Annotated in this window: 14 protein-coding genes; 11 read left to right on the forward strand and 3 right to left on the reverse strand. The window is 37.1% G+C overall.

What is annotated here, in order from left to right; all coding sequences use genetic code 11:
• Window positions 1–46 precede the first annotated feature (46 nt).
• Window positions 47–175, reverse strand: a complete 129-nt coding sequence (locus ACH0AK_RS01815; protein ID WP_010736477.1) for a hypothetical protein — start codon at window positions 173–175, stop codon at window positions 47–49.
• Between the two features lie 680 nt (window positions 176–855).
• On the opposite strand from ACH0AK_RS01815, the gene cas9 reads away from it, so the two are divergent.
• From cas9 to ACH0AK_RS01845, 6 genes are all read left to right on the forward strand, one after another.
• Window positions 856–4,848, forward strand: coding sequence for a type II CRISPR RNA-guided endonuclease Cas9 (gene cas9 / locus ACH0AK_RS01820; RefSeq protein WP_023519017.1), 3,993 nt, complete (start codon window positions 856–858; stop codon window positions 4,846–4,848).
• Entirely contained in the window at window positions 4,827–5,693 is an 867-nt protein-coding gene (gene cas1 / locus ACH0AK_RS01825) for a type II CRISPR-associated endonuclease Cas1 (protein WP_023519018.1), read from the forward strand. Before cas9 ends, cas1 begins: the two co-directional genes overlap by 22 nt.
• On the forward strand, window positions 5,690–6,034 hold the full coding sequence (cas2, locus tag ACH0AK_RS01830) for a CRISPR-associated endonuclease Cas2 (RefSeq protein ID WP_023519019.1): 345 nt from the start codon (window positions 5,690–5,692) through the stop codon (window positions 6,032–6,034). Before cas1 ends, cas2 begins: the two co-directional genes overlap by 4 nt.
• Window positions 6,024–6,689: a type II-A CRISPR-associated protein Csn2 gene (gene csn2 / locus ACH0AK_RS01835; protein ID WP_041684361.1), complete on the forward strand. Its 666-nt coding sequence runs from the start codon at window positions 6,024–6,026 to the stop codon at window positions 6,687–6,689. The genes cas2 and csn2 overlap by 11 nt, the downstream gene beginning before the upstream one ends.
• 480 nt (window positions 6,690–7,169) lie before the next feature.
• Window positions 7,170–7,532 (forward strand): DUF1622 domain-containing protein, encoded by a 363-nt coding sequence (locus ACH0AK_RS01840; RefSeq protein WP_010736474.1) that lies wholly within the window; start codon window positions 7,170–7,172, stop codon window positions 7,530–7,532.
• Window positions 7,532–7,888: a DUF1622 domain-containing protein gene (locus tag ACH0AK_RS01845; RefSeq protein WP_019724648.1), complete on the forward strand. Its 357-nt coding sequence runs from the start codon at window positions 7,532–7,534 to the stop codon at window positions 7,886–7,888. Before ACH0AK_RS01840 ends, ACH0AK_RS01845 begins: the two co-directional genes overlap by 1 nt.
• A gap of 227 nt (window positions 7,889–8,115) precedes the next feature.
• Here ACH0AK_RS01845 and ACH0AK_RS01850 read toward each other — a convergent pair whose 3' ends face one another.
• Window positions 8,116–9,546, reverse strand: coding sequence for a hypothetical protein (locus tag ACH0AK_RS01850; protein ID WP_023519021.1), 1,431 nt, complete (start codon window positions 9,544–9,546; stop codon window positions 8,116–8,118).
• A 499-nt stretch (window positions 9,547–10,045) separates the two neighbouring features.
• Between ACH0AK_RS01850 and tdc the strand changes: the two genes are divergently transcribed.
• The 3 genes from tdc (at window position 10,046) to ACH0AK_RS01865 (ending at window position 16,066) form a co-directional block, all read left to right on the forward strand.
• Complete coding sequence (gene tdc, locus ACH0AK_RS01855) at window positions 10,046–11,881, forward strand: tyrosine decarboxylase (protein ID WP_023519022.1); 1,836 nt, start codon at window positions 10,046–10,048, stop codon at window positions 11,879–11,881.
• 27 nt (window positions 11,882–11,908) lie between these two features.
• Window positions 11,909–13,363 carry an amino acid permease gene (locus tag ACH0AK_RS01860; protein WP_023519023.1) on the forward strand — a complete coding sequence of 485 codons (1,455 nt, stop codon included), beginning with the start codon at window positions 11,909–11,911 and terminating at the stop codon, window positions 13,361–13,363.
• Window positions 13,364–13,516: 153 nt separating this feature from the next.
• Window positions 13,517–16,066, forward strand: a complete 2,550-nt coding sequence (locus ACH0AK_RS01865; protein ID WP_023519024.1) for an HAD-IC family P-type ATPase — start codon at window positions 13,517–13,519, stop codon at window positions 16,064–16,066.
• A 237-nt stretch (window positions 16,067–16,303) separates the two neighbouring features.
• Here the strand turns inward: ACH0AK_RS01865 and mafR are convergent, their stop codons facing one another.
• The gene (gene mafR, locus ACH0AK_RS01870; protein WP_010736466.1) at window positions 16,304–17,746 is read right to left on the reverse strand and encodes a global transcriptional activator MafR; all 1,443 of its coding nucleotides are present in this window, start codon (window positions 17,744–17,746) and stop codon (window positions 16,304–16,306) included.
• Between the two features lie 116 nt (window positions 17,747–17,862).
• Between mafR and ACH0AK_RS01875 the strand changes: the two genes are divergently transcribed.
• Together ACH0AK_RS01875 and ACH0AK_RS01880 are read left to right on the forward strand one after the other, a co-directional pair.
• Entirely contained in the window at window positions 17,863–18,462 is a 600-nt protein-coding gene (locus ACH0AK_RS01875) for an NUDIX hydrolase N-terminal domain-containing protein (RefSeq protein WP_023519025.1), read from the forward strand.
• Between the two features lie 68 nt (window positions 18,463–18,530).
• Window positions 18,531–18,983: a MarR family winged helix-turn-helix transcriptional regulator gene (locus ACH0AK_RS01880; protein WP_499796705.1), complete on the forward strand. Its 453-nt coding sequence runs from the start codon at window positions 18,531–18,533 to the stop codon at window positions 18,981–18,983.
• Window positions 18,984–18,992 lie beyond the last annotated feature (9 nt).

Consider the following 18,992-nt stretch of genomic DNA (forward strand, 5'->3'; position numbering starts at 1 on the left):
CATGCGTTCCTCCAATATTTACCAATTCATTTTCACAGCGATTTTTCTAGATGGATTCAAATTCATCATAAAGGTGACGATCATCTTCTAGTAAGCCTGTTTTTTTGCCAAGATAAACAGCACCTATAGCGACTAGTCCTAAGCCAATGCCTACTTTCAACCATTTCTTGCTCATAAAAAAACCTCCTTTTGGTTTGTGAACTGTTTCTACTTCAAAGCATAAAGCGTTTAGAAAAATAAGCCAAATGATAGGGTAAGGAAGCAACCTGGATTTTTGACAGTTTAGAGGAAGTGTCTGTTTTTCACAATAAAGTGTAAGAAAATGTTAAATGAATCAAAGAAGAATTAGTGACGATCACTGAGGCAAAAAAGGGGAAAGAGATAATGGCTGAAAAAAATAGAACCAACATTTGCTGATTTCTTGAAAAAACTTCGTAGTTTCTGGTTTAGAGAGAAAGAATATGTTTCATCGACTAATAGATACAAGTAATTGAATCTCATTTTTGTTATTTAAAAAAAGGTGGTTTGATTATTTAAAATATTCTTCCAGTGGATAATCAACTAGGATCAGTCATTTTGGTTTTTTTTATTATTATGATGATTTTGAGAAAAGAGTGTGATAGGATGAATGAAAAGGGTATCATAGTTGTTTTTGTATAGTTTTTAGACGGATGAAGTCAAAAAAAGCGCCGAGACAGCGCTTGCTCCTAGAAGCTGATGACGAACAAAGCCTTATTTTAACTTGCTATATTGAATTGAATGCTACCAATGGTTTTATTATAGCATAGATTGTCAGACTTACAACAATATTTTTGATTTTGTTTTTTTATCATGTTGAGAGGTGAGGATTTAAGTATGGAAAAAGAGTATACGATTGGATTAGATATTGGGACAAATTCGGTTGGATGGGCAGTGTTGACGGATGATTATCGATTAGTCGCAAGAAAAATGAGTATTCAAGGAGACTCGAATAGAAAGAAAATAAAAAAGAATTTTTGGGGTGCACGTTTATTCGAAGAAGGTAAAACTGCACAATTTCGACGGATCAAACGAACGAACCGTCGTAGGATCGCACGAAGACGTCAAAGAGTTTTAGCATTACAAGATATTTTTGCAGAAGAGATACATAAAAAAGATCCCAATTTTTTTGCTCGGCTAGAAGAAGGAGATCGTGTGGAAGCAGACAAACGATTTGCTAAGTTTCCTGTTTTTGCTACATTGTCGGAGGAAAAAAATTATCATCGTCAATATCCGACCATCTACCATTTGAGGCATGATCTAGCAAACTCAAAAGAACAAGCAGATATTCGTTTAGTGTACTTAGCGATTGCCCATTGCTTGAAGTACAGAGGGCACTTTTTGTTTGAAGGAGAATTAGATACTGAAAATACCTCGGTAACCGAAAATTATCAGCAATTTTTACAAGCATACCAACAGTTCTTTCCAGAACCTATAGGAGATTTGGATGATGCTGTCCCTATTTTGACAGAGCGGCTATCTAAGGCAAAACGAGTGGAAAAAGTATTAGCTTATTATCCATCTGAAAAAAGTACTGGAAATTTTGCTCAATTCCTTAAACTAATGGTCGGAAATCAAGCAAATTTTAAAAAGACGTTTGATTTAGAAGAAGAAATGAAGTTGAATTTTACTCGTGATTGTTATGAAGAGGATTTAAATGAACTGCTAGAAAAAACAAGTGACGATTATGCAGAATTATTTTTAAAAGCGAAGGGTGTGTATGATGCGATTTTACTTTCGCAAATCCTTTCTAAGTCAGATGATGAAACGAAAGCTAAGTTGTCTGCGAATATGAAGTTGCGCTTTGAAGAGCACCAACGAGACCTTAAACAATTAAAAGAACTAGTCCGTAGAGACTTACCTAAAAAGTACGATGATTTCTTTAAGAATCGCAGTAAGAATGGATACGCTGGGTATGTCAAGGGGAAAGCGACACAAGAAGATTTTTATAAATTTCTAAGAACAGAACTAGCTGGATTAGAGGAAAGCCAATCAATCATGGAAAAAATTGATCTAGAGATCTATCTATTGAAACAACGTACCTTTGCAAATGGGGTGATTCCTCATCAAATCCATTTAGTTGAAATGAGAGAAATTATGGATCGGCAGAAACGTTTTTATCCTTTTCTAAAAGGGGCACAAGGAAAAATCGAGAAACTACTGACGTTTCGAATCCCATATTACGTAGGACCGTTGGCACAAGAAGGTCAAAGTCCTTTCGCTTGGATCAAACGTAAGAGTCCGAGCCAAATCACTCCATGGAATTTTGCAGAAGTGGTTGATAAAGAAAATTCAGCCATTGAATTTATTGAGCGAATGACAAATCAAGATACGTATTTACCAAAGGAAAAAGTTTTACCAAAACAAAGTTTGATTTATCAAAGATTCATGATCTTCAATGAATTGACAAAAGTCAGTTATACGGATGAACGTGGCAAATCTCACTATTTTTCAAGTGAACAAAAACGCAAGATTTTTAACGAGTTGTTCAAGCAACATCCAAGAGTAACAGAAAAACAATTGAGGAAATTTTTAGAGTTGAACGAGCAGATCGATTCAACTGAAATCAAAGGAATTGAAACGTCATTCAATGCTTCTTATAGCACCTATCATGATTTGTTGAAATTATCAGATCAGATGGATACATTATTAGATGATCCCGATATGACAACGATGTTTGAAGAAATTATCAAAATTTTGACGATTTTTGAAGACAGAGAAATGATTAGGGAACAACTGAAACCGTACGAAACTGTCTTAGGTCTTCCAGCTATCAAGAAATTAGCAAAAAAACATTATACTGGTTGGGGACGGCTATCGGAAAAAATGATCCAAGGAATGCGAGAGAAGCAGTCCCGGAAAACCATTCTTGATTATTTGATCGATGATGATGATTTTCCTTGCAATCGTAATCGAAATTTCATGCAACTAATCAATGATGATCATCTTTCGTTTAAAGAAACGATTGCTAATGAATTGATCATGAGCGACTCAAACGTATTGCTTGATCAAGTGAAGGCTATCCCAGGAAGTCCTGCGGTCAAAAAAGGGATTTGGCAAAGTATCAAAATCGTCGAAGAAATCATTGGTATCATCGGTAAGGCACCTAAGAACATAGTGATTGAAATGGCACGTGAGAATCAAAGAACAAGCCGTTCAAGACCCCGCTTAAAAGCCTTAGAAGAAGCATTGAAGAATATCGACAGTCCATTGTTGAAAGACTATCCAACAGATAATCAAGCGCTACAAAAAGATCGACTGTATTTATATTATTTGCAAAATGGAAAAGATATGTATACAGGTGAACCACTAGAGATTCATCGTTTATCAGAATATGATATTGACCATATTATTCCTAGAAGTTTTATTGTTGATAATTCTTTAGATAATAAGGTCCTAGTTTCATCAAAAGTCAATCGTGGAAAGTTAGATAATGCCCCGGACCCACTTGTTGTCAAAAGAATGCGATCACATTGGGAAAAGCTACATCAAGCAAAATTGATCAGTGACAAAAAACTAGCCAATCTTACAAAACAAAATCTGACCGAGGCAGACAAGGCAAGATTTATCCAACGCCAGTTAGTCGAAACAAGACAGATAACGAAACATGTTGCCAATCTGTTACATCAGCATTTTAATTTACCAGAAGAAGTAAGTGCGACTGAGAAAACAAGTATCATTACCTTGAAATCAACGTTGACAAGCCAATTCCGTCAGATGTTCGATATTTATAAGGTGAGAGAGATCAATCATCACCACCATGCCCACGACGCTTATTTAAACGGAGTAGTCGCAATGACTTTACTAAAAAAATATCCTAAGTTGGCACCAGAATTTGTCTACGGAAGTTATATCAAAGGGGATATCAACCAGATCAATAAAGCAACTGCAAAAAAAGAATTCTATTCTAATATCATGAAATTTTTTGAAAGTGAAGAAATCATTTGTGATGAGCAAGGTGAAGTGATTTGGAATAAAAAACGTGATCTCTCAACAATCAAGAAGACGATTGGCGCACACCAAGTGAATATCGTTAAGAAAGTAGAAAAACAAAAAGGTGGATTCTATAAGGAAACAATTAATTCAAAAGCGAATCCAGAAAAACTAATTCCAAGAAAAGCATCATTAGATCCTTTGAAATATGGTGGCTATGGTAGCCCACTTGTGGCATATACGGTGATTTTTATCTTTGAAAAAGGAAAACAGAAGAAGGTAACCAAAGGAATCGAAGGAATTACCGTTATGGAACAATTGAGATTCGAACAAGACCCACGAGAGTTTCTAAAAACAAAAGGCTATGAGGGCGTAAAACAATGGCTGATATTGCCTAAATATATATTATTCGAAGCACAAGGTGGATATCGGAGAATGATTGCGAGTCATCAAGAAACGCAAAAAGCTAACTCATTGATTTTACCTGAAAATCTAGTTACATTGCTTTATCATGCAAGACATTACGATGAAATCAATCATAAAGTGAGTTTTGATTATGTCAATGCGCATAAAGAAGGGTTTAATGACATTTTTGATTTTATCTCTGACTTTGGGGTGCGTTATATTTTGGCTCCTCAACATCTTGAAAAAATAAAAGTTGCCTATGAAAAAAATAAAGAGGTAGATCTGAAAGAAATGATAGATGCTATTTTATCTTTATTGAAATTTACGTTATTTGGTGCTTCTGTTGAGTTTAAGTTTTTTGATATTAAGATATTAAAAAGATATAAGAGTTTGACCGACATTTGGGAAGCAACCATTATCTACCAATCGGTTACTGGATTATATGAAAGGCGAGTGGAGGTAAGGAAGTTATGGGATGGAGAACGCTTGTAATCAATACACATTCAAAATTGACCTATACAAACAATCATTTGATTTTTAGGAACGCAGAAAGAACAGAAAAAATCCACTTGTCAGAAATCGATGTTCTATTATTAGAAACTACGGATATCACGATTACTACAATGTTGCTCAAGCGTTTAGTGGATGAAAAAGTCCTTGTCTTGTTCTGTGATGACAAACGATTACCTACTGCAAAATTGCAGCCATTTTATAGTCGGCATGATAGCAGTTTACAATTGACTCGGCAAATCGAATGGAAGAAAGATGACAAAGCGAGTGTTTGGACTGAGATCATCACACAGAAAATCAACAATCAGCAACGTTTTTTAGAAAAGCGTTTATTTACTGAAAAAGCAGAAGCAATTGCTCAGTTGACTGCCAGTTTACAATTACTAGATCCAACCAATCGAGAAGGCCATGCAGCCAGAATTTATTTCCAAACATTGTTTGGAAATAAATTCACTAGAGAAGCAGACAATGCAATCAATGCTGGATTAGATTATGGATATACTTTATTGATGAGTCTATTTGCTCGAGAAATCGTCAAGAATGGTTGCATGACTCAATTTGGGTTGAAACATGCCAATCAGTTTAATGACTTTAACTTAGCCAGTGATTTAATGGAGCCGTTTCGCCCATTAGTCGATCAAATCGTGTACGAGGTACGTGAGAAAGAATTTCCAATAATCAAACGCAGATTATTCGATCTGTTCTTAACGAATTATTCTTATGAGAAAAAAGAGATGTTCCTGACAAATATCGTTGCAGATTATACAAAGAAAGTAATCAAAGCATTAAATAAAGAAGCGAAAGGAGTTCCACACTTCGGAATATGAGTTATCGCTATATGAGAATGATATTAATGTTCGATATGCCAACTGAAACCGTCGATGACCGCAAAGCTTATCGTCGTTTTCGAAAATTTTTGATCAGTGAAGGCTTCATCATGCATCAGTTTTCCGTCTATAGTAAACTCCTGCTTAACAATACCGCCAATCAGGTAATGATCGGTCGTTTAAAAGGGAATAATCCTAAGAAAGGGTTGATCACGATCCTTACAGTAACAGAAAAGCAATTTGGTCGAATGATTTATTTGACTGGTGAAAAAGATCAAAGTATCGGGAATCTAGATGACCGAGTGATCTTTTTAGGAGAGGAGTTCAATGATGAATCTTAATTTTTCATTACTTGATCAGCCAATGAAATTTGAGCATGCGAATTTTTTTATCATAGAAGACGTGACGGTGTTTGCTAAAATGATCCAACAGCTGTACACCTATAAAGAAAATGGTGAAGTGAAGTTATTCAATGAACGGCATGAAACGATTAAAGAAAGCGAATTGATGATGATAACAGATATTTTGGGCTTTGACATCAATTCAGCCGCGACACTGAAATTGATTTATTCAGATTTAGAAAGACAATTGAACGAAAAGCCAGAAGTGAAGTCGATGATCACTAAATTGACAGATACGATCAGTGAACTGATTGAGTATGAATTATTAGACCATGAGATGGACTTGGAAAGTGATGAGATCACGATTTTAGAATTATTCAAGGCGTTAGGAGTCAAAATAGAAACGACGAGTGATACGATTTATGAAAAAATAATCGAGATTTTACAAGTATTTAAGTATCTGACAAAAAAGAAACTATTAATCTTTATCAATGTTTGTTCGTATTTAACGTTGAAAGAAATAGAAGAAATACGATCTTATATTTCTTTATGTAACATGGATGTTCTTTTTATCGAACCAAGAAAAATTGCAGGAATCACACAAACAATCTTAGATAATGATTATTTTTTAATAGATGGTAGTATGGTAGAATAAAAGAAAATAAGTATTCAATTCTGAAGTTTTGCTATGAACGAATCGCGCGATTACGAAACTTTGTCAGAAAAAATTTTTTCTACGAGGTTTTAGAGCTATGTTGAATTGAATGCTTCCAAAACATAACTTGAAAAGGGTTTGAGGATTGTTGCGTTTTAGAGCTATGTTGAATTGAATGCTTCCAAAACGGCATATAGCCGTCTAGTTCTCTCCATTCAGTTTTAGAGCTATGTTGAATTGAATGCTTCCAAAACAACATACTTCATTAATGATCCTAAAAAGTCGTTTTAGAGCTATGTTGAATTGTCTGCCATTACTAGCTATACTGGATCTCAGTAAAAAGATGATAGTGGGATTCACTAATAAAAAGTACAGAGTCAGAAGAAAACACAGACACTTGTGTTTTCTTTTTTTGCTCAAACTGGACGAAACTCTTTACTCTTAGTAGGATAGGAGTAGAAGAAAAAGTGGGGTGTAAAGATGTTTAGTGAAACGTTGGTCCATTTGTTGGAATGGGTGACTGCGATTTTGAATATTTTCTCGATTTTAGTCTTGTTGGTTGGAATTTTTTTAGTTTTAAAAAATTTGATGTTGGAACGTCCATTGATTAAAGATTATGCGACACGTAATCGGCGCAATGCGGATATTCGAAAACTACTAGCTAGTTACATTTTGTTGAGTTTAGAAGTACTGATCGTGGCAGATCTCATCGAATCTGTCATTAAACCAACTTGGACAGACATTTTAAAATTAGCATTGATCATTATCATTCGCACGATCATCTCTTATTTCTTAAATTTAGAAATTGCGAGTCATGTATCGCATGAAAGAAGGGAAGTTTGATGGAGATCAGTTGGATGACACTGCTTTATCCATATCTTGAATGGTTGGTCTTGATTTTAGATATTTTTGCCATTGTGGTCTTATTATGGGGAGGCTTTCTTTCAATCAAAGATTTTTTGAAAGATTCCTTGAATCCGTCATTCAAACAAAATGAACGGATTCATCAAAATAATGGCATCAAAAAAATGCTGGGTGGGTATATCTTGTTGAGTTTAGAGATATTGATTTCTGCTGGGATCATCGAGTCGATCATCAAACCGACATTACAAGATATTTTTCAGTTGGCCGCATTAGTTGTGATTCGTACGATCATCTCTTACTTCTTGAATAAAGAAATCGGCCCAGCAGATGTCTAAGTTTGCATCATCATAGGCAGAATGGGTAAATGATATTAGTGATCACGTCTCTTAAAATTGAATAGTTTTTCAGAAAGTAACGATTATAAAAAAGCTAGAAAAGCTAAAATCTTGTAGGATGAATTTTTGGTTTTCTAGCTTTTTTTATGGAACTGTCTAGCTTTTCACACACTTTATACGACAGAATAAATGTGTGCAAGAGTTACTATTACGAAAGTATGCCTTCCTCATGAACTACTTTTTACAAGCAGTATAATTGCTTGTTCCACTGTTTCGACTGAGATTGGAATAATTTGTTCCATGGACAAGGCCACAGGTGTGTAGAGTGTACGTTCACACAACAGCCGGTTAGATGAGGCTGCCACAAAATCGATAGCTTCTTTACTTAATTGTTTATAAATCATTGGCTCGACGGAAATGTCACATGTCGTAACAGCCTCTAAAGCTTCGCGATAAATCAGGTATTTGATATCTGAGTTGGTCACGATCCGCACAGTTAATTTTTGTTTATCTAAGCGTAAAATGCCAGTCAATTCAATAACGAATGACCGCAGACAATTTGGATTGATCTTTAATTGATAAGGAAGTGCATGGCTCCAATCGCTAACGATCCGTTTTACTTCTTCAAATAACTCTCGTTGTTCATCGGTCAATAAATGAAATTTTTCAGGTAAGAACAATTGATAGTTTTTCCAAGCAGAACGCAAAATACGTATCAAAGCACGTTCAAAAGCTTTGTTTCCAAGAAAAGCATGATCAAAATGTTGTTCAAATTGTTGGATCAATTGTTTTGTCTCTGGATTATTTTCAATAAAGACCTGATGCAGTTGGGCAAAATCCTGCTCGATTGCTTCATAAGAATCAAATCCATAATCACATAAATTGAAGAGTATCAGAATAAAATAAAATTCATTTGGTTGAAAAAATTGCTTAAACGGACTTTCTTCCCAAGCTGCAAGAACGAAATGATAAATCGGTCTCTTTTTGATTTCATCGATGAAGGATTGATCGATTGATAGCGGGGCGTCTTTTTGATAGAACAGACTGATCAGAAAGCCTGTTTGCAAAATCTCTTGGGTATCCCGATCATAGATCCGCCCACTTTTTTTCGTGACTGCTTGAATAAACTCTTGCGCTTGGACATCAAAGGAGCAAGGAAGAGAGAGGTCAGGCAATGTGCCTGTCCGATAGCTCACATTTAGCAAAACCAAGCGTCTTTCGATGTCAGTAAAGTGAGGGGAATGATGTTCAATGGCGATATCGCATGCTTGAAAGTAGTCTAACACTTGTTTCTTCAATGCGTAAGCTTTGCTGACTGAAACAAATTCGAGTTCGGTCAATTGGATATAATCTGGTTCATCTTCTAAGTAAAGAAGGCAAGTTTTTAAAAATAAAGACGGCCGAGAGAGTCGTTGCATCAATTGGAAGCGAGAAGTTGTTGGTGCGAAGTATAAAGAATAGGTTTCTTTTTCTTTTGATTGATAAATGATTTGGTCGCTCAATTCTCTACTTAATGATTTGATATCATTCAACAGAGTGGTTTGACAAACATGTAACAAAGTAGCTGTCGTTGGAAGATGGACTTCCTTATTTACATAAAACTGTCCACAAAGAAAGAGTTGGCGTAAGAGATTTTTCTCAAGATAATGTTCAATCATGGGGAATCCTCCCTATTTGTATAGTCATGCACAAGCACTTAGCTATTATGCCATGTTTTTTGTAGATACGCATCTATCACCCAATCTTTCTTAGCAAACAAGATGCTAAATTTACTTATTTTTGTTATTGTATCTGTTTTAATTAAAAAAATTGGGAACTGATTGATAAAAAGAACCAAATAGAAAAAACAAATATGAATATTTTTCAACGAATAAGTACATTTGATTTCTTTTTTTTTGTTCGTGACTTAAACGTTATAATCAATAAATTGAACCATTCTTAGATAGGGAGTTTAGTCACATCGTTCGTTTTTTTGAGCTAAAAATACAGAATAATCAGACTTTATTTTTTTTGTCTTCAAAGTAAGAAATATAAAGATATGTTATTAAAAAAATTTTTTTAAAATTTGAGCGTATAGTCAAACACGTAAACTGATCAAGCAACAACAGCCGGCTGATTATTTCCTGTGATCAGGTAACAAGAGAGGAGAAATGAATCATGAAAGATATGGACATCAAAGCCGTCTTTATTGGCGACAAAGCAGAAAATGGTCAAGTGTATAAAATGTTATTGAATAAGATGGTGGATGAACATTTAGGTTGGCGTGAAAATTATTTGCCAGCTGACCTTCCCGCAATCAGTGAAGCAGACAAATCAACAACATCTTATCTTGCGACTCGACAACATATGATGGAGGTCTTAGATGAAGTCAGTGAACGAATGCGTGCCGGTTCAATTCCTTGGCATTCAGCCGGACGTTATTGGGGACAAATGAATGCAGAAACATTGATGCCAGCTTTGTTGGCTTATCACTTTGCGATGCTTTGGAATCCTAATAACGTGGCATTGGAATCCTCAATGGCCACGTCACAAATGGAAGCAGAAATCGGAGAAGACTTTGCGAAGCTGTTCAGTATGCCGAATGGTTGGGGCCATCTGACAGCGGATGGTTCAATTGCGAATTTAGAAGGTCTATGGTATGCCCGTTGTATCAAATCGATTCCTTTAGCGGTCAAAGAAACTTACCCTGAAAAAGTGAAAGACCTATCGGATTGGGAATTACTTAATCTATCTGTAGAAGAAATCTTAGAAATGATCGAAACATTTACTGATGAAGAATTAGATCGAGTCAAAGCTGCATCTTCACGAAGTGGGAAACACATCCAAGAATTGGGCAAATGGCTTGTTCCTCAAACCAAACACTATTCATGGATGAAAGCATTAGATATTTGTGGTGTCGGGTTGGATCAAATGATCGCGATCCCCGTTGATGACTGCTACCGAATGGATGTCCAAGTATTGGAAAAGACGATTCGTGAACTAGCTATCCAACATATCCCCATCCTAGGTGTGGTCGCTGTTGTAGGTACAACAGAAGAAGGACAAGTCGATCGTGTCGATCAAATCGTTGAACTTAGAGAAAAATTGAAAGATGAAGGCATTTATTTCTACCTTCACGTGGATGCAGCTTATGGTGGCTATGCCCGTTGCTTGTTCATGAATGAAGCGTATGAATTTGTACCTTACGCATCATTAGCAGAATTTTATGAAGAACATCATGTTTTCCATCATGAAGTGAAAATCGAACGAAGTGTTTATGAAGGATTCAAGGCAATCAGTGAAGCCGAATCAGTGACTGTTGATCCCCATAAAATGGGCTATGTACCTTATGCGGCAGGAGGAATCACGATCAAACATAAAAGTATGCGGAATATCATCTCTTATTTTGCACCTTATGTGTTTGAAAAATCCGTTAAAGCACCAGATATGTTAGGTGCTTATATTTTAGAAGGTTCAAAAGCTGGGGCAACGGCTGCGGCAGTTTGGACGGCACACCGAGTTCTGCCTTTGAATGTCACTGGCTATGGTCAATTGATTGGTGCATCGATCGAAGCCGCTCAACGTTTCCGAGAATTTCTTGATCAATTAAGCTTTACTGTCAATGGGAAAACAATCGAAGTCTATCCATTGAATCATCCAGATTTCAATATGGTCGATTGGGCATTCAAAGTCCAAGGTTGTACAGATTTAAAAGAAATCAACCGTTTGAATGAAGAAATGTTTGATGTGTCCTCTTATATGGAAGGTGATGTGTACGCAGAACGCTTTATCACTTCTCATACGACCTTCACGCAAGCGGATTATGGCGATTCTCCAGTAGCATTTGTTGAAAGCATGGGTGTTCCAAAAGAGGAATGGCAAAAAGAACAACAAGTTACTTTGTTGCGAGCTGCGATCATGACTCCGTATTTAACCGATGACAACATCTTTGCTTATTATACCGAAGCCATCAAACACGCAATGGAAGAAAAACTAAGAGAAGTTCTTGCGTAGTTTTAGTGATAGAAAGAAGGATCAATCATGACAGACTCAAAATCTACCAAACAACTGTCAACGTTAACGTTTATTGGGATGACTTGCGCTTTAGTCGCAAGCGTCCGCAATATTCCTGATGTCGCTGCCACTGGTTGGACGATGTTGTTTTATATGTTAGTTGCTGTACTCTTTTATGCGTTTCCGATCTCTCTGATCTCAGGAGAGTTTGCAGGGATGTTTCCTCAAAAGGGAGGGCCAGAACTGTGGGTCTCTCAATCCCTCGGTAGAAAATGGGGATTTGTCGTCTCTTGGCTTTTATGGGTTCAAATGTTTCCAGGGATGGTCATGGTTGCCTCAGCACTTGCCCCATTGTTTGGCAACATGGTCAATAACGTCCCATTGGGCTTGAATAGTAAATTCACATTGCTCGTGATTTTAGTCGTTTATTGGATCATCACACTATTGAACTTAAAATTCGACATGGCAAAAATTGGCGGGAAAATCGGTGTCTGGTTGGGGTTGTATGTCCCGTTGGCATTGATGCTCCTATTAGGTGCCGCAGCATGGATCAAGATCGGTATTATGCCAAATGGAACATTAGGGAAATTTTCTTGGGATCTTTTAGTTCCCGATCCAAGTACTGCAAAATCATTCGTTTATTTTGCACCGATCATGTTCATTTTTACTGGAATCGAAATGTCTTCTGTTTATATCACTCGATTGGCACATCCAGTTAAAACTTATATACGCGGTATTTTCGCTGCGTTAGTCTTTTTATTTGTGGTAAATACGCTGAATGCGTTAGTCGTTGCCAATGTGGTACCAAAGGGTCAAATGGAGTTGAATAATATTGCTCAATCCATTTCGATCGATTGCCAAATTCTTGGCTTGTCACATATGATTGTGAACCTATTCAGCTTACTTGTATTTGTCGGTGTCGCTGTACAATTGTCTGCTTGGGCTTCTGGTCCAGCCAAAACTGTTACAGAAAGTGCAAGAAAAGGCGCGTATCCTCCTCGTTTCAATTTTTGGAAAACCAATGAATTTGATGTGTCAAAAGCGGTGATCTTGACACAATCCATTATCATTTCTGTATTTGCACTATTCTATTTATTGATTCCCGGAGTCAATCAAGCATTTTTGATGTTAGTAAATGCAACGACAGTGATTTATTGTATCGTCTATCTTATCATGGGTGTCGCATTCTTACGTTTTAGAAAAACAAATCCAACTATCCCTCGTCCATTTCGCATCGGTAAAAAAGAGGGAAATGGGAATCTCGGTGCATGGCTTGTTGTGTTAGTCTTATTTGCAGCAATCGTTTTTTCTGTCGGACTTACATTAAAAGCTGGTACATGGATCAACTTTGTGGCTGTCGCATTGATCAGCGGCATTCTTTTTGTTGCCCCATTATGTATCGAAAAAATTAGAAAACCTTCTTGGGAACAAGAAATAAAGAACAAATTGAGTGAACAAAAATCAACGAAGCAATCGGAGTAAAGGCAAAAATTTTCGTTTGAAAAGCAAACCTAGAAACCTGGCTCATATTAAATCACACTAATTATTTCATGTTTGCCTGAAATAATCGACATAAGAAACCCTCCTTTTTACGTATAATAAGTATTATCAAATGAAATATAGGAGGGATTGCCGATGACATGGTACAAAGAAACTGCTGAAGAAACAATGAATAAATTAAAGACGACCAAAGATGGTCTTTCAAATCAAGAACGTACCAGTCGTTTAGAAATACAAGGAAGAAATGAAATAGAGGTAAAAAAGAAAGTCAGTCCGCTTCGGAAATTTTTGAAGCATTTTACGGATTTGTTGATGATCATCCTTATGGTGGCTTCTGTCTTGAAGTTTTTAACGGGTGATTATATTGAAGGTAGTATTATTTTACTTGTAGTGATCATCAATAGTTTTGTTGGTTATTGGCAAGAAAGAAAAGCAGAAGAGTCACTCAATGGGCTAAAAAGTTTAATGAGTCAAGACGCAGTGGTTCTTTCTGAAGGCGTCAAGAAAAGTATTCCTGCCACTGAGATCGTGCAAGGGGATATAGTTAGTTTAACAGCTGGAGATGTCGTGCCTGCCGATATTCGTTTAGTCGAAACATATGGTTTGATGATCGAAGAAGCTGCGTTGACCGGTGAATCCGATGCGGTCGAGAAAATAAGTGAGCCGTTAGTCGACGAATTAGGCGCAGGAGATCAACTCAATATGGCTTTTTCAGGTACACTTGTCCAAGCTGGATCGGCACTTGGTGTCGTCGTTGAAACAGGGAATACGACGGAGATTGGAAAAATCAATCAAGCATTACAATCAGTCCAACAACAAACAACCCCTTTGGTTCGCAAGATCCATCAGTTAAACAAGCAAATCTTCAGAGGAATCGTTTTTCTAAGTTTATTCTTGATTTTCTTTACCTCATTTAGGTATGGCTTAGAGTGGAACTTTTTATTCTCAACAATCATTGCGTTGATCGTTTCTATGATCCCAGAAGGCTTGCCAGCGGTATTGACGATGATCCTCTCACTTGGGGTCAATGAAATGGCACAAGAACAAGCGATTATCAAAGGATTACCTTCTGTTGAAACACTTGGTTCAATGACGGTGATCTGTTCAGATAAAACGGGTACGTTGACCAAAAATGAAATGACTGTTGTGGAAACAATGACAGAAGATGAGACACGCTTACTTGAAATCATGAAAAATTGTCAAGAAGTGCAAACGAAAGAGGATCAAGTAGTGGAAACGTTGAGTGGCAATCCAACTGAGCTAGCTTTATTACGATACACAGCTGAACAGAATCTTCCCCTAAAAACGTCGCTTGCTAAATTGCCATTTAGCTCAAGTTATAAATATATGGCAACATTGCATGAAGAACAGGACCATGCAGTAGTGTTTGTCAAAGGAGCGCCAGAAGTTTTATTATCGAGATCTTCTTTGTCACAATCAGAACAGCAACAATGGATCAACCAAGCATCACAGCTAGCGAAAAAAGGCCAACGTGTATTAGGGTTCGCCTACAAGCAAATGCCTATTGAGCAAGAGTTAGACCATGCACAGTTGCAACAACTGACATTTGTTGGGATTGCAGGAATCATTGATCCACCAAAAGAGAGTGCGATCCAAGCGGTAAGAGAATGTCAGCAAGCAGGGATCTCAGTGAAAATGATTACTGGTGACCACAAAGACACAGCCCAAGCAATTGCGGATCAAATCGGATTGAAGCATACGAGTAATGTCCTTGAAGGAATCGATATCGATCGACTCTCTGATCAAGATTTAGCGAAGAAAGTGAGCAAAGTCGATGTCTTTGCTCGAACGACTCCGGAGCATAAATTGAGGATCGTAGAAGCTTTGCAGAAGAATGGTGAAATCGTTGGGATGACCGGTGATGGTGTCAATGACGCGCCCGCATTGAAGCGAGCAGATGTGGGAATCGCTATGGGGATCAAAGGAAGTGAAGTCAGTAAACAAGCCGCAGATATGGTATTAGGCGATGACAACTTCCATACGATCGCTAAAGCAGTCAAAGAAGGACGGCGGATTTTAGATAATTTACAAAAAACGATCAGCTTCTTCTTACCTACATCTTTAGCACAAGGCTTGGTGATCATCTGGGCATTACTTGCGAATCAGCCATTGCCTTTGACACCGATCCAAATCTTATGGGTCAATATGGTGACAACAATCACGTTATCCTATGCTTTAGGTTTTGAACAAGCAAGTAAAGACACGATGAGTCGGCCACCAAGAGATCCTAACCAAGGGATTTTGACGAAGTACAATGTTTTCCGGATTTTCTATGTGTCCCTCTTGATCATTATCCCAGCTTATTGGTTGGCAATGCAGTTTGAAGGTCAAGCCTTACAACAAACTGTTCTTTTACAAAATATTGTTGCTGCCCAAGCCGTCTATATGATTAATTGCCGTGAGCAAGTCGATGCTTCATTGAATAAAGGCTTCTTCCAAAATAAATTCTTATTTATTTCATTAGGTATTTTATTTGTCCTCCAAACTGGAGTCATTTATCTACCCTTTGCGCAACAAGTCATTGAAACAACAAGTTTGAGCTTTGCTCAACATTTACCAATCCTTGTAAATGTACTTCTATTATTTACAATCGTAGAAGTCGAGAAACGAATCAGTAAAACATGGATTAAAAGAAAAGAAAGAGAAGCTTTTGCCGGTAACTGAGAATCGTCGATCGTTTAAGAGATAAAGTCAAAGCGACAGTCTTCCCCCTAGGTTACTGTAGAGGAAGGCTGTCGCTTTTTATGGTTTAATACTTGGAGCTGAACGCTTCTTTTAAAACCTGATAAACGGTGTTCGAAAAGCTGACCTTCAACATTAAGCTAAAAAATCAAAAAATATGGAAAGCTATTTTCTGATTTTCTATCTTAGTGCTCAGGTCAAAGCGCTTTTCTCACAACCTTACAAATAACTTCTAAATGTGAGTTCGGTCAATTGGTCGAGCTCATTTTTTGTTGGTATGGTAGAGATGTAGATGATTGGTATCGGGACTTGGTCGAGGGGGGTGTTTGAGACGAACAAGTCGTTTTTATGGAACGTGATGTCAGAAAGTTGAGATAATTCTACTGGAATCAATTGAACTCGTTTCCCAAAGTAATCATTTAATTCTTGTTGCAAAAAGGCTTTCCAAGAGGGTTCGCCTTGAAAGAAGAAATACAGGTTCAATTTATTTGGACGAACGGATAAGATTGCTTGTTGGATCAAGAAGGATAGTAGGCGTAGAAAGTATTCGTCTTCTTGAATAGGCAACTCTTGTTTCAGTTGCTCAAGTAATTCTTGTTTGAATGGGTACAACTGCGGATATTGTTGCTCATATTCTTCCAAAAAATAGTGATATTGCAAATTCAGCTGCTCGATCAAGATAGGTGATTCATGGTATTTCAACAGTAACAAAATCAGGTTATCAGCAAGTTTTGTTTCGTTTAGTTTTTCTAAGTGCAAGGTATCAGCTAAATCCTGAACGAATTGTTTGATCTTGCCTGAAAAAGGATAACTTTGCAAGATATCTGCCACGGGTTCTTGGTATTGATTGTTGTAATTCCAACTTTCTAAAAAGCAAAAGAAAGCAAAAATCAATTCATCTTTTTGTAAATACACGCCTTCTAATTCATAAAGTTCGGTTAATTCAGTAGCATACGTGGAGTAAAGAGTATCTTCAGGTTTAAAGAAAGAGTCCTTGATACGGCAATTTGCCTTGACACGTATCGTGTTGATGAAAAACCAGCAAATTCCAAAGATCTCTTCTGTTTCAACAGAAAAAGGGGTTTGCTTCAAGCGTTTCAAAAAACGAAAGTAATGGGATTCATGGATGGAATAATCTTCAAAAAAATAATTATTATGAGTAAATGGCATCAAAAGACGATGATAAAACAAGCGGATCGCATTCTCAGAACCACTCATCGTACTTGTATATTTTGTCAGCTTGATCTGTAACCCATAACGAAGGAGTTGGCGATTGACTTTTCTTGTATGACGTTTCAGCGTTTCGTAAGAAAGTCCATTGACTGCTAAAAAATTGGTTGTGGAACATTCTTTTGTAAACAATAGTTCTTTGATCAATTGTACACTAACGGATTGTTTTAGAAACAATTCCCACAGATCATTGGCAAGTAGATTTTTTTGATTGAGTAAACGAATCCCTGACTGATCACTATCGATCAACCAGCCATCAGGTAATTGTGAGCGGATGACTTGTAAGTCGGAAAAAATCGTACGTTCCGTTGTATTGGTTTCTTCAGCAAGCTCATTGACAGTGATTTTGGGATGGTTCAAAAGTAGTTCAATCAGCGTGACTTGTCGTTGTAAATCTTTTTCAGTGATGATTTGGTGCATGAGCGAGTACATCCAACATCCCTCCTTTTAAAACAAATTATAACACAATCCTTGACTTACATAAGCGGTTTCTTGTAGTTTTGGAGTAAGAGATAGCAACGCGGATTTATCGAAAGGAATGAATCAAAATGGCAACAAAAATCGAACAATACAAACGCTTATTAGCGATAGCAGAAGCCGGTCTCTTCTATGGCAAAGATCCATTTGACGAAGAACGTTACCAAGAATTGAAATCGATTGCTTTATCTTTATTGAGTAATGGCGAAAAGGAAATCGAAGAACAGCTTGCTTTTATTTTAGACCAAAATGAAGGATATCCCACACCAAAAGTCGATGTGCGTGCCTTCATCAAACAAGAGAATAAGATACTGCTAGTGGAAGATAGTCATACAAAAGAATGGGCATTGCCAGGTGGTTTTGCAGAAATCGGCTATTCACCAAAGGAAAATATTGGAAAAGAGGTGAAAGAAGAAACCGGGCTAACGGTGACGGTGGATCAACTACTGGCAATTTTTGATACCAATACCCGAAAAGATATTCCACAAGCCTTTCAATACTATAAAGTCATTTTTGGATGTTCAATCATCGGAGGTTCTTTTATCACGAATAATGAAACTTCAAATAGTGCCTTTTTTGCATTGGATGATTTGCCTATCCTTTCCCAAAAACGGACGACAGAAGAACAGCTTGCGATCTTAGCGAAAGGTAATTTGCCTTACTTTGAGTGATCAATATATTTTTGTTGCATTTGCAACAAAAATCAGTACAATAAAAGTACAACTAAAGGAGAGAAGAGATGGCTGAGATCATAAGAGAAATTGGCGCGATAGCACGAGCGTTAGATTCGATCAGTAATATTGAGTTCAAGGAAGTCGCTTTGACGAGGGGGCAATACCTGTATCTCGTTCGCATTTGTGAAAATCCAGGCATCATTCAAGAAAAAATAGCCGAAATGCTTAAAGTCGATCGAACGACAACTGCCCGTGCGCTGAAAAAGTTGGAAAGTAATGGCTTGATTCGACGGGTAACTGACGAACAGAACAAGAAAAACAAAAGGTGTTACCCGACAGCCCAAGGAGAAGCACTTTATCCGATGATCATCCGAGAACACCATTATTCTACGAAAGTCGCTTTAGCTGGCTTGTCTGAAGAAGAAATCCAACAGTTGGAAAGATTATTGACACACGTAAGGAAAAATATCAGCGAAGACTGGAATATTGTAAAAAAGGGCAATAAACGCCTGTATTGAAAGGGATGT

This window comes from Enterococcus pernyi (assembly GCF_045371165.1).
GTDB classification, from domain to species: domain Bacteria; phylum Bacillota; class Bacilli; order Lactobacillales; family Enterococcaceae; genus Enterococcus_B; species Enterococcus_B pernyi.